This window comes from Streptomyces panaciradicis, assembly GCF_023516615.1.
Classification (GTDB): domain Bacteria; phylum Actinomycetota; class Actinomycetes; order Streptomycetales; family Streptomycetaceae; genus Streptomyces; species Streptomyces panaciradicis.
Window position 1 is genome coordinate 1 of sequence record NZ_JAMGBF010000096.1, and the last position, 13,301, is coordinate 13,301.

The window sequence follows — 13,301 nt, forward strand, 5'->3', positions numbered from 1 at the left end:
CTGGCGGAGACGGCCCCGGCGGGCCTGGCCGCGGCGGGCATCGAACCAGCCTCGATGCCAGCAGCAGCCCAGTGGGAGGCCGTCAATGCAGATCCGGCCGCGGACACGAAATCGGGCAAAAGCGGTGTTTCCGTCAAGCCAGCGCCTGCTGCGGCCAAAGCCAACTTTCCCGGCAAGGAGCGCTCCACGCTGGTCAGCCACATCGCAGCACCACAACTTCTGCAGGCTTCTCGCCCCGGATTAAAGGTTGAGCCGCAGCTGGCGCCTCACCCTCAGGCGCGCGTTCGCGCTCAGGAGGCCGGTCAGTCCCCCGGCCGATACGTCCACGGCTCGCCTGTCACGAGCCAGCACACGACATCCCGCGAGCCCCTTAGCGCGAAGACGCCCGCAGAACATCACGACCTCACCCGGGTCCGGCTGACCGCGGGCAGCAGCGAACAACCCCCTTCTCCCACACCGCCAACGACCCCAGGGCCCGACGCAGTTGGCCCCGCGCGCGCAACGCACGCTCACGCATACCATTCTGGCCCTACCACCGGCACCCGCCATGCCGACCCCACCGACCGGAACGCCACCGACGCACCTGACTGCGATCCACTCCGTCCTGAGCAGCGATGCGACCAACCCAGCGCTTTACAGCGCCCCTATCCTTGCCCAGCTACAGCGGCCACCCGGGAACAGCTCGGCCATGCCGGCCCGGCGCGCGCTGCCCCAGGTTGGGCGGACGCCACACAGTCCCGGCAGACGCCACAAACCAGCGGCCTCGTCCACCGGACGCAAGACCGCTCAGCCGACGGAAGCCTGACCCTTCCCGACCGCTACTACCTCGCCTGAATGGACTACCAAAACCATCGCGGGACCGAACCCACCGGTCAGGAACTCTCCGCCCACCTCGCCACGCAAGGCCTGCTCGGCCGCAACCATCAACCCATTAGCCCCGCCAATCTACGACGGCACTTCCTACGCTGGCGCATCTACAACCTCTGGTCCAACCAACGCGTACATACCCGAGTGCCCTCCCCCCCGACATCGCCCGTGAATGCGCCCGCCAGGACATCACCGCGCAATACAACAAGCCCATCAGCACCGCCTGCATCGCGGCGCCAAACGCCGACTTCGAACGACGCTGGCAAGCCATCGAAGCGGTTCACAGACAGGAGAGCGGCCTGAGGCGGGCCACAAACCATCTGCCGCTCTCTTCAGCGCGCCCGCACCCACGGCCTCACTCATCTGCCCAGCAAGGCCAGGTAACGAGAAGCCGTGTTCACCCGCAGGGCAGACCGGTCGACTCGACAGAGCTCACCCAAACCTTCACTGCCGTCCTCCACATGGCCTGTCTGTGCCGCATGCGCTTGCACAACCTCCGCAACACCACCGCCATCCTGCGCCTGCGACAGGGCGTCGGACTCGTCGTCATCACGGAACTCCTTGGCCACGCCCACATAGGCCTCACCGCCAATACTTACAACCGGCTCCGCCTTCAACTCGACGCCACCACACCCTCAGTACGGCGCTCGGCAGTCCTGCTGGCCACGGGTCGGCCCCGCGAACGACGGCACAAGTCACCATGCGGAGTCAGTGTCCACTGACGTTGCCGTCAACTACTTCTCGTGCAAAAGCCCCCTCAGGCTGCACCTGACGGGGCTTCAACTTTGCAAGGACTCCGCATACTTACTGCTCACCCAGCCAGTTCCTGCAGCGACGTTCGGATGACACAAATACACCGAACAAAAACCCGTTGCAGATTGACCCGAATTCAAGATTCAGGGCGGCGAAAAAACTGGGCGGACCTCAATCACTTCACCCCTTCATCCGGATACTTTTCTGCTTGAACTTTGATGGATTCACCGCTATACACTTCACCTGGATCGATACGGCGCCCAGTTGACACGAGGACAGACTCAGGGAGCATGGTCGTTTCGTCTTCGATGAGGACGGCGTAGGTCTTTTCGTCGATCCCTTGACTCTTACCCAGAATCACCCCGTTGGCGCCGGCAACTCCAAGCTCCACGGTGTGGCTGGTTTCGAGAACGGTGACGATTTCATCGAAATCGAGCTCTCTCATTTGTGGGTCACCTCCCCAAAGGGATCTACATTTACGTGGCGATTATCGCGAGAGAGCCAACCGATCTTCTCGCGCCCTTGACGCGACAGCTGAACATCCCACTCGAAAGGGTGCCCCTCGGTGCGTGATGGGCCCACTGTCCACTCATTACCGAATCGGTCAATATATCCACCGTTGCGCCCTCGAGGCAATGGATTCGCGGGATTATAGTTCTTCGGGGGCACATATCGAATGCGACCCTGATTTGGCAGACCGAATTCATCTCCCGGACCCGCTGCACGCATTCTCGATTTAACGCTCCAACAGGTGCTGTTGTGAACGAGTACCGGAGTCTCACCGACCAGCACATAGTACGTGTGCAGTTCGTCGACCGTGAGGTTGTACGTCCGCGCGTGCTTCGTGAAGGACCGGTTGCCTGTGACGATGACGGTGCTTCCGTCGTCCGTGCGCAGGGCCATGCCCGGTTTGAGGTCGCCCGCTGGTGTCCAGTCATGCTCGGACGGGGACCAGAAGGGGTGTTCGTGGGTGGCTGTGAGCTTCTCGATGCCGTTCTTTGTGGCGATGGAGAGTTCGTTGAAGTACTTGTCGCCTTCGGTGCGGATGAGGCGGGTCACCTTGCGGGACTTCGTCTTCCCGGTTTTGGGGTCGGTCGCTTTGACCCGGTCGCCGAGTTTCACGTCCTCGATGTTCTTGGTCGAGCCGTCTGCCATAAGGACGTCGGTGCCCGCGAGGAAGCACTTACACCCGCCCGGCAACTTTAGGGCGCCACCCTCCAAGCCCCCGGGGCCTTCGGAGCCTCCGGTCATTGCGATCATGGCGACCGCGCCCAAGGGGGCGATTTTCCCTCCGCATCCGCTCTCGTGCCCAAGGCGCATGCAGGCGAGGAACTTGAGGTGAGTCAGGATATTTTGTGCGACTTCTTCGTTTTCGGCGGGTTCATTCAGGCAGCTGGGTCCTGCCTCCTGGCACCAGTTCGCGGCTTCCTGCCAGAACTTCTGTGCGTACTTTTCCTTGTACTTCCAGCCTCGGTCGACGAAGACGCCTGGGTAGATCTCGTAGTGCGTCTTGATGAAGGAGGGCGAGTAGACGTTTCCGGCGTTGACCGCCGCGATGTAGTTCGCCGTGTACCTCGGCGGCCCTGATGAGGGAGCCTGGGTGGGAGTCCTGTTCTCGTGGTTGGGAGTCGCGCGAGTAGGGCAGTCGATGTCCGCGCACAGCCCGGTGGGGTCGCTGTTGCTGACCGGACTGTTGCTGCTGTACGCGTATCCGTTCATCTGGAGCGGGTCCGCGAGGTCGACTACCGGATCTGCCGAGAGGAAGTGTCCGGAGTTCTGGTCGTACTCGCGGGCTCCGATGTGCGTCAGGCCGGTGCTGGCGTCGTCAATGCCCACGCCGAGGTAGCTGCGTTTGTTGGGCCATGCCGTCGGCTTTGTGCCCCGCACCTCTCCGTACGGCTTGAAGGCTCGGCGTGTGACGGTCTGGCCGGAGGCTACGTCCACCGAGGTGTTCGCCGTGCCGAGGTGGTCGGCGAGCAGCACGCTCAGCTTGTGACCGGTTGTCGCGCCGCTGGCCGTGGTGCGCACTACGGTCGGGGCGCCGGCCTGGGTGTACGTGCGGGACGCCGTCGTGATCGTGCCTGAGGCGTTGGTCGTCAGTTCGGTATCGCCCAGGTACAGCGTCGAGCCGGAAGAGGAGTTCTCCAACAGCCGGTTGCCGCCGGCGTCGTACACGTACGTGGTCTTCTTGCCGTCGTCCGTGATGGAGTCGAGCTTGTTCTCCGGTGTCCAGACCAGCCGCTGGGTGGTGCTGGCCAGGTCGCGGACCGTGGTGTTGCCCGTGGCGTCGTAGGTGTAGGCACTGCCCTTGCCGGACGGGGTGGAGCTGATGCCCGTCATCGTGTGGGGCTGCGTCGTGGTCGCCGGGGTGGTGCCGCTCGCGGCGACCGTCTTGCCGTAGCCATAGCGGAAAGTGACGTTCTTCGTGGCGTCGGCAGTGTCGTGCTCGGTCATCGTCGAGCGGTTGCCGAGCCAGTCGAAGGTGTACGACTGGCGGTAGGCCGACCCGCTGGTGGAGACGGTGGAGGTGTTCGGGGCCCCTGCGGCGAGGGCCGCGGTCAGTGAGGAGTCAGGGGTCGAGGTGTCCGTCGCCTCGTCCGGGGCGTCGGCGACCGGGCCGGAGGAGGGGGCGTAGGTGGTGGTGTGGCCCCACGTTGTGCCGTTTGCCGCCTTGCAGCCGGTGCCCTTGCCGTCCGGTGTGATGTTCGAGGTCCAGGCATGGACCAGCTCGCCCATCACGTCGTAGGTGAAGCACTGGGTGTCCCAGGTGTCGCCCGTTGCCGAGCTGAGCTGGCGGGCGTTGGACGTGATCGTGCCGGACGTGTCGTAGGAGTAGTAGCTGTCGGTGATGCGGTGCGGTCCGTCGGTCTCCCGGTCGGCCACCGTGCGCTGCACGCGGCCGGTGTGCGGGTCGACGAAGTTGGTCGTCCAGACGCGGTAGGGCTGGGCGGCGGAGACGGTGCGCAGGACCTCGCCGTAGGGCGAGTATGTCGCGTCGGCCGCGTACCAGGTCTTACCCGAGGTCGACTCCGGCAGGCCGTCGGCGGTGTAGCGGGTGACGACCTTTTCCTGCGCAAGGCCACCGACGGCCGGCAGCGTCACCGTCTGGGGCTTGCCCGTCGGTGTATAGGTGTAGGAGTAGGCGTACGTGCCGGACAGTCCCGTGGTCATGGAGTTGGCCGGGATGACCGTCTCGCTGCCGGTGACGTGGTACTCGGAGTCGTAGCCGGTGACCTTGTTGATGTAGTCGCCGTTGTCCGTATGCCGTTTGGAGCTGCTCTGTTGACCGATGCCGCCGGGGGCGTCGTCGTAGGCGAACTCCTTGACAGGCGTGGCCGTCGCTGAGCCCTGGCGTACCGCGGTGATCCGTCCGAGCAGGTCGTAGTCGGTGAAGGTCTCCTGTCCGAGTGCGTCCTTGACATGGTTGGGACGGTCGGCGGAGTCGTACCAGGTGTTGGTGGAGCCCGTGTCGGGGTCGGTGGTGGACGTCACCCGGCCGCGGGCGTCGTAGCTGTAGGTCCAGGCGTTGCCGGCGGGGTCGGTGACCTTGCTGCGGTTGCCGCGGGCGTCGTAGTCGTAGGTGGTGGTGCGGCCGGTGGTGGCGCCGTCCTTGGAGAAGTGCTTGATCGACGTGACACGGCCGAGGGCGTCGACGTACGTGCGCGTCCTGGGGGCCGTCGAGCCTGGCGGGTCGATGGTCGTGCTGACGTCGTCGTAGAAGGTGAACTGTGCGTACTGGTAGCCGCCGTCGTTGTAGACGGAGGCTCGGGCCTCGCGCTCCAGGCCGTCGTAGCGGTACTGGGTCCAACTCGGGATCAGCGACTTGGATCGGGGCTGGAAGAGCTCCGCGCTCGGCTCACCCTTGGCGAGGTAGCCGCTGGTCTTGCGCGCGATCACACCGTGGTCGTTGTAGTCGGTGTCCACGACGATCCGGCCGGGGCCGTGCGCCTCGGTCTGCTTCTGCACCTCGCGCATCAGACCGTCGTAGAGGGTGATCTCCCGGGCGTAGGTGCCGTCGTCCTCGAGCGAGTCGACGATCGCGGCCGCCGGGCGGTTCTCGTCGGCGGAGGCGATCGCCGGCTGGTAGCTGATGACGACGTTCGGCGACTTGCCGCCCGAGGAGCGGGAGGGCGACCAGCCCTTGACCAGTCGGCCGAGGGCGTCGTACTCGCTGCGGGTGACACGGCCGTTGGGGTCGGTCACGGACAGCGGGAGGCTGCGGCCCGGGTCGAAGGTGGTCGTGGTGGCCTGCCCCAGGGCGTTGATCACCTTGGTTGAGGTGACCGGGCCACCCGTCTCCGGGGTGTACTGCGTCTCGGTGGGGCCCTCACCGGGCTTCGTCACCGTGCGGACCCGGCCGAGACCGTCGTAGGTCATGCCGGTGACGACGGAGTACGAGGTGCCGGTGCCGTCGGTTTCGGCGACCGAGGTGGCCAGCCCCTTCGTCGGCGTCGCGCCGTAGGAGAGATTGTCGTAGGTGGTGCGGATCGCCGACTTGAGCTTGGTCGCCGGATCGGCGTTGGCGTAGGCGGCGCAGGACGTGCCGGTGGTCCGCTGCTCCTTGGGCAGGCCGATCAGCCAGGCCGTGGTGTTGTGGACGTAGGAGGTGACGGTGCACGTCTGGTCGGAAAGGGTCTCTGAGGAGCCGCTCGGGGTGACGACGGCCGTCTCCACCTGGATGGGCAGGCCGTAGGTGTCGTCGACGTCGGTGAGGGTGCGCACGGCCCGCCAGCTTGTGCCGATGGTCTGGATCTCGTCCGTGCGCTTGGTGCCCGTGCGGTGGGCGAGGATCGGGTCGTCGGCGGTGCCGTCCTCGTTCTCGCGGGGGCGGGAGGCGGTCTGCTTGGACCAGGGGTAGTTGAGGGTCCGCTTGAGGATCGCGCCGCCGGAGTCGACGTAGGTGATGCTCTCCGCGGTCATGCCGGCGTACTGCGGTGCATCGTCGGCAACCAGCGTGTATTCCTTTTTGGAGTCCTTGACCTCGCCGCCGATGCCCTGGAAGTAGCGCGTGAGGGACATGGACTGGGCCTGGGGGACGCCCGGATCAGAGCTGGTCTTGCTGCCCTTGGTGATGCGGACCTCTCGGTATCCGCGCCAGTCGCTATAGGTGCGCAGTGCGGGGCGCGTGAATTCGTCGTCGCTCTTGGTCCACGCCGCATCTGAGTAGGTGTACTTGCTGAGGATCGGCTGGCCGTGTGAAGTGACCTTGTCGGTCTCGGTGACGGAGTCGACGACGTATTTGTTGAACCACGCCTTTGCCGGGGTCTTCTCGTCGCCGTCCGGTGACCAACGCACCGGGTAGCAGGTGCCGTTGTTCTTGCCCTGGTCCTCGGCCGGCTCGCTCGTGCAGCCGCCCGTGTACTCGACCTCGATGTCGCCGCCGTACTCGGTGGAGACCACGCCAATGCGGGGGCGAGTGAAACCGGGCCGCTGGTCGTTCTTGCCGCGTGGCACGAGATTGGGCAGCTGGCGGTCTTTCAGGCGGTCTTTCAGCGGCGAGGTGGAGCCCACCGTGTAGCGGCCGAAGCTGATGCCGTCGTCGGACTGTGGCGTGCCCTTGGTGTCACCGGGGCCGTAGCCGGTGCGGGTGATGGAGTTGAGCCACAGGCCGGGGGCGGTGTCGTACCAGTCTTCCGGGAAGGACTGGTGGAGTGTGTACGTGTCGACCGGTCCGAGGCCGGTCTGCCCGGGGCGGGCGGCCTTGGTCGTCACCGTGTCCAGGCGCAGCTGGGTCCAGAAGGACGGGAAGGGCGGGCACAGCTTGGAGGTGGACTTGCAGTTGAGGTTTCCGGGGGTGTCCCACCAGGGCCGGTAGGCGCCCGGGTCGTCGGTCTTGGCGAAGTTCGCCGCGTCGCAGGCCGAGGCCGACTTCAGACAGCGCTGTTTGGCGCCGAACTCGATCGTCGCGGACGGCTTGGTGAGGCTGTCCGGGCGCATGCCGTACTCGATCGATGCCGGGTAGGCGGAACGGTCGTACTGCTCGGGCGACTTGAACTTCTTGCGGACGGCGTAGTAGTTCGTCTCCTGCTTCCAGTTGACGATCATGGTGTTGCCGTGGAGGTCGACGACCTTGTCCAGGCCCCAGCGCCAGGCCTGCTGCTTGCCAGAGCCGCAGCGCGAGTCGGCGAAGGCGTCGGCGTGGCACGGTTCGCCAGGGTGGTTGCCGAAAACGGGGGTGGTGGAGACCGAGTCCGTCTTCGCGTGACCGCCGCCCACATCGTTGAGGCCGTAGTAATACTGCGTGCCGTCGGTGGTCGTGACGACCCAATACTCGCCGTTGTTGTCGTCGTTGGTGGCTCCGATGCGGTGCTCGACCCTGGTGCCGTCGTCCTGCTGCGGGCGGTAGAGCTCGGTGTCCTTGTCCGGGTCGCTGCCGGAGGCGGCGTCCCGGATGAGTTCGGTGGTCTTGCCGCCGAGCGACATCACCGCGTTGTACGACACCCAGCACAGGTCGGACGTCTTGTCCTTCTTGGCGGTGTTGTTGGGGGCGCCGGCCTTGAGCGTCTTGCGGTCGTCCTGGCAGGAGCGGTAGCGGCGCTCGATGTGACCGGGGTCGTAGTCCCAGCCCTCGCCGATCCAGGAGGCCTGGGGTGAGGAGACGGCGGTACGGCCGTCCACGGTCTGCGAACTGTAGTTGAAGGAGATCTTGGGAGCGGGTCCGGCCGGCGCGGCCGGCACGGTCAGCGGGTACGACCAGGTGAAGGCGCCCGAGGATCCTCCCGCCTCCCACTTGCCGTCCGAGGCAAGCGGCGTCGCCTTGAAGGAGCCACCGCCACCGTTGCCGGAGTCGACCGCGCCGACAACTGCCGTACTACTGCCCGTCACTGCCGCGGGCGTGACCGAACCGGACGTGCGGTAGGCCGCCTGAACGATGCCGGAGCCGGTGGAGGGCGAGGAGGGCGCCGAGGCGGGGGTGACCGTGTCGCCGCCGGCCGGGTCGACGGTGGCGGTGAGGGAGGCGGACGTGGTGTCGTTCGTCGTCTCGAGGTCCTCGTAGGTCTGGCATGCCTCGTCGTCCGGCGTCGTCAGGTAGCAGTCGGGGAACTGCACCAAGTGCAGGCGGGAGGCCCAGTCCGCTCCGTAGAGACTCTCGAATTTGGTGTAGTCGAGCTTGACGGAGACCGGGACCGCGCCAGTGGCGGGTGCCTGCACGACCATGACGGCGCCGTCGACGCCCTGAGCCATGGAGGAGGTGCGTTCGGGGATCGTGACCTGCCACGTGCCCGTGGGGGGTGGCTGGTCGGTGGCCTGGCCCAGGCTGACCGGCAAGGTGCCGACCGGCTTCAGGGCGGTCTGCTCGGCCGTGGTCGTCGCTGCGGTGGTTCGCGCCGAGGCCGTTGTGGTCGTGCTCGAGTCGAAGGTAACCGAACCGGCCAGGTTGGAAGGAGGAGTCGTCGTGCCGGACGGCGCGGTGAGCAGGTCCTGGGGGACGTCGGCCTTCAGCGACTTGAGGTCCCGGCTGAACGTCTTGCCCGAGACGGGCAGTTCGGACTCGAGGTGCTCCAGCGTCAGTGTCTCGCGCCCGGTCTCCTCTTTCGAAGGGTCCGGAGGGATGGCGAATGCCTGCGCGGGCAGCAGCCCCACCAGCAGCGCCGCCGTTACGGCGGGTGCCGCGGTACGCCCGAGGCGGCGCGCGCGGGCACGCGAAAGTCGACCGAACACGACGAGGCCCCCCGGACCACTTGAAGCGGGACCGGTGACGGGCCACGCGTGAAGACATGTCAGACGACGAAGATTCTGTGATCGATCTGTGAGGGAACACCAGGCTCACATGTCCCAGTGTGATCATAATCACCGTACGTAGCGGCCCGTTACGCAATGAAGTCGCCCGAACGCGGCAGAAGCGTTTACCAGGGAACAACCACCCCTTTAGCTTCCATTGGGTCGAACATAAAGCTTTCCTGCCGAACTCCGTTTCTCCCAGGGGGGATTCACCCGGTTTCCACCTCCTCGCCAGGCAGGGATCAGCTCTCGCGACCCGCCTCACGCACGGCCGTGAGGGGCACACCGCCGACGTCGACATCGCCCCTGGCACCCCATAAGCCCAATCCTCACAGGGTGACGACAGCTTCCCCATAGGTCATCATCTCCCTCGCCCGGCCGCGTCCTGCTACGCGCCGGCTCCACGGGGGAAGGGGAACTCGTTCGATGACGCGCAACCGGTCCGGCTGGCCCGGCCGCCGAGTTGGCACCGCGCTGCTCGCCACTGCGGTCGCCACCACTGGCATCGTCTACGCCGGGTTCCGTCTGGACCACGACACCGCTCGGGACGGCAGCGACCAGGCCCACCGCGCCAAGACCGTCACCGAGGCATCCGCCCTCGGCAAGGCGGCCAGGACCGGCAAGAACGTCGAGGTGACGGCCGCACGCACTTCACACTCGACCACGTGGGCCCGGCCCGACGGGCTGATGATGAAACAGCTCTTCTCCTCCCCGGTCCGCGCCAAGGTCGGCGGCGCGTGGAAGAAGATCGACCCCAGTCTGCACCGCACCGCGCAGGGCTTTGAGCCGAAGGCCACCAATACGCGGATGGTGTTCTCCGCGGGCACGAAGGAACATGCCGGACAGCGGGCCGCCCGATCGACGGTGCGACGCGCGTCCCTGGTGAAGCAGGCCACCGCGGCCGACGCCGGAACCGAGACGCCTCTGGTCACGCTGTACGTCGGCGGCAGCGCCGAGTACGAGATACAGCTCACCTGGCCCGGTACCATCCCGACCCCGATCATCGACGGCAACCGGGCGCTGTATCCGGAGATCTTCCCCGGCGGGGATCTCGTGCTGACCGCCGACGACGACGGGTTCGGTCAGCTCGTCGTCCTGAAAAACCGTCAGGCGGCCGCCGACCCGCACGTGCGACAGCTGGTCTACGGCCTGCACTCCGCCCACCTCACCTTCCGCCTCGATCCCGCGTCCGGGATCGTCAGCGCGGAGAACGCCGATGACGAAGAGGTCGCGGTGTCGACGACGCCGTTGATGTGGGACAGCAGCGGAACACCGGCCGTCACGGACGGCCAGGTGGGAGCCACCGCCCAGCCGACCGCCGCCGAGTCGGCCAATCCCACCGACACCGTCTCCGATGCGCCGTCCGCCTCGCCCAGCGCCACCGAGGAAGAACCTCCGGACTCCGACGAGCAGGGAGACACCGACGTCGAAGTGCTGCCGTCGGCCAGCGACAGCTCGGCTCCGGCCACCTCGGAATCACCCCTGCCCTCGGTGCCGGCCGAACCGACTCCCGCCCCCTCCCAGACCGGATCCGCGGCGACGTTGAGCCTGGCGTCCCTCGACGGCCCCTCCCCCGACTCGCGCGGCGACATCGTCGACACCGACCTGTCGACCGGCAGTTGGACGCTCACACCCGACCAGGACTTCCTCGACGATCCGGCGACCACCTACCCGGTCTTCATCGACCCCTCGGTCAAGAAGCACATCCAGAACTGGACCACGGCCTACGACCGCTTCCCCCACGCGACGTTCTACAACGGCAAGGGCTTCAACAAGGGCGGCACCCACGAAGCCCGCGTCGGCTTCGAATCCGACACCTGGGGCACCTCACGCTCCTTCTTCAACATCACCTTCGACAAGGATCTGAAGGGCACGCAGATCACCAAGGCGAAGCTGCGCATGCTGGAGACGTACGCGTGGTCGTGCCAGGACCGTTCGATGAGCGTCCACCTCACCGGGGAGATCGACTCCCACACCAACTGGAAGAACGCCCCGAAGCTGCACGACGGCAACAAGCTGGCCACCAAGAGCTTCGCCCACGGCTACCGGTCCGGCTGCCACGACGACTTCGAGACCTTCGACGTCAAAAAGGGCGCTCAAAAAGCCGCCGACAAGGGTCAGGACACGATCACCTTCGGGATGCGTGCCCGGGATGAGGACGCCCAGTACGCGTGGAAGAAGTTCCAGGCCGACGGTGACTTCGCCCCGGTCCTCGAACTGGTCTACAACCGCAAGCCGTCGATCGTCTCCAACTCCCTCGACCTCGGCCCGGACGGCAAGTGCACCACCACCAAGCCGTATGTCCGTATGGGCTCAGGCGACCTCACCTTCACCGCCAAGGGCACCGACAAGGACAAGAACCTCGACTACTTCGACTTCGACCTGTGGGAGACGGGCAAATTCGACTCCACCGGTGACCTGCTGAAGACGACCGGCAAGGTCTCCGCCGGCGCTGACACCGATACCGCCCTCAGAACGACGAAGGCATTTGCCACCAGCTCCCTCAAGAGCGGTGCCACCTACTCCTGGCGGGTCAGGGCGGTAGACGACGCAGGATCGACCTCCGCCTGGTCTCCCAAGACACCCTGTCGCTTCGTGCTCGACACCACCGCACCCCGCCCGCCCAAGGTGAGCTCCACCGACTTCCCGAACGCGGACGGCAGCGAGAACGGCTTCGGCAGCGGCTCGGAGGACGCCATCTGGTCCACCAAGAAGTTCGGCACGCCGGGATCCTTCACGGTGCGCGCGGTCAACAGCGACGTGAAGCGCTACGAGTACGGGTTCAATTCCGCCACCTACACCGGCAGCGTCGCCCGCACGCCCGGCACCTCCACCAGCATCAGCGCCAGCATCTCCAACGCGAAGCCGCCGACGGCCGGACCCAACGTGCTCTACGTCCGCGCCGTCGACAGCGCGGACAACGTCTCCGAACCCACCAAGTACTTCTTCTACGTCAGCCCGCGCGATGAGGCCGACAAGCCCGGTGACTTCACCGGCGACCAGCTTCCCGACCTCATGGCCGTCACCGAGGCCGGCAACCTCGCCCTCTACCCGTCCCAGGCGGACAAGGACGACTTGTCCAAGGGCACCGGCGATCTGGACTACTCCATGGCCGGCGCCTACCGCGCCAACCCCGACAAGGACCCCAACGGCGACGACCTGCCGCCCTACGTGGCCGCCGCGAACGGCCACTTCAAGGGCGCACTGATCACCCACAACGGTGACATCTACGGCGGCGACGGCCTGCAGGACCTCGTCGTCCGCGTCGAGGGCAGGCTCTGGGTCTACCCCGGAGACGGCTACGGAGCCGTCAACGTCGACCGGCGCCGAGAGATCCTCCTGCCCGAGAACGCCCCCAGCCCGTCCTCGCTCACACAGATCGTGGCCGCCGGCGACATCACCGGCGACGGCCGCACCGACTTCCTCGCCACCGCCAAGAACGCAACCGGCACCGACGACGAACTGTGGGTCCTCAACGGCTACCACGGCGCGACCATCGACCAGGCCATCCGCCTGTCCGCCTCCGCCTGGAAGGACCGCGACATCGTCCTCGCCCAGGACGTATCCGGTGACGGAGTCGCCGACCTGGTCTATCGCACCGACGTCACCGGGCGCCTGCTGCTGCGCAAGGGCATAGCGGCCACTGCAGGCGGTGTCGACGTCAACTCGCTGGCGTCGGCCGCCAACTCCTCCGGCGGGGTGGACCTCACCTACGGCGCTTCGGGCTGGTACAGCAGCGACAAGCCGTTCCTGTACGGCACGCCCGACGTCAACAAGGACGGCATCCCCGACATCTGGTCCGTACGTGCGGACGGCTCCGTCCGCTTCCACACCGGCGGCAAAACCTCCGTCACCGACACCGGCACCGAAGCGGTCGCCCCCAACGACTACTGGCAAAAGCGGATCACCATCGGCTGACTGATCCGAAGCAGGGCTGATCTGCCTGCTGCCCCAAGACA

At 66.3% G+C, this 13,301-nt stretch carries 5 protein-coding genes; 1 reads left to right on the forward strand and 4 read right to left on the reverse strand.

Translation table 11 applies throughout. The annotated features are described in order from the left end of the window. The 4 genes from M8J74_RS28180 to M8J74_RS28195 all read right to left on the reverse strand — a co-directional run. On the reverse strand, positions 1 to 203 hold a 203-nt coding region (locus tag M8J74_RS28180), incomplete at its 3' end, for a hypothetical protein (RefSeq protein WP_249839138.1). A 1,023-nt stretch (positions 204 to 1,226) separates the two neighbouring features. Further along, entirely contained in the window at positions 1,227 to 1,436 is a 210-nt protein-coding gene (locus M8J74_RS28185) for a hypothetical protein (protein ID WP_249839139.1), read from the reverse strand. A 359-nt stretch (positions 1,437 to 1,795) separates the two neighbouring features. Continuing rightward, the gene (locus M8J74_RS28190; RefSeq protein WP_249839140.1) at positions 1,796 to 2,065 is read right to left on the reverse strand and encodes a hypothetical protein; all 270 of its coding nucleotides are present in this window, start codon (positions 2,063 to 2,065) and stop codon (positions 1,796 to 1,798) included. Then, positions 2,062 to 9,282, reverse strand: a complete 7,221-nt coding sequence (locus M8J74_RS28195; RefSeq protein WP_249839141.1) for a polymorphic toxin type 17 domain-containing protein — start codon at positions 9,280 to 9,282, stop codon at positions 2,062 to 2,064. The genes M8J74_RS28190 and M8J74_RS28195 overlap by 4 nt, the downstream gene beginning before the upstream one ends. A 486-nt stretch (positions 9,283 to 9,768) precedes the next feature. Between M8J74_RS28195 and M8J74_RS28200 the strand changes: the two genes are divergently transcribed. Beyond that, positions 9,769 to 13,260, forward strand: a complete 3,492-nt coding sequence (locus M8J74_RS28200) for a DNRLRE domain-containing protein (protein WP_249839142.1) — start codon at positions 9,769 to 9,771, stop codon at positions 13,258 to 13,260. The last annotated feature ends 41 nt before the right edge of the window (positions 13,261 to 13,301 follow it).

Coding starts and splice junctions, on each gene's coding strand:
- M8J74_RS28190 (WP_249839140.1), bottom strand. CDS start 2,065: ATGAGAGAGCTCGATTTCGATGAAATCGTCACCGTTCTCGAAACCAGC.
- M8J74_RS28200 (WP_249839142.1), top strand. CDS start 9,769: ATGACGCGCAACCGGTCCGGCTGGCCCGGCCGCCGAGTTGGCACCGCG.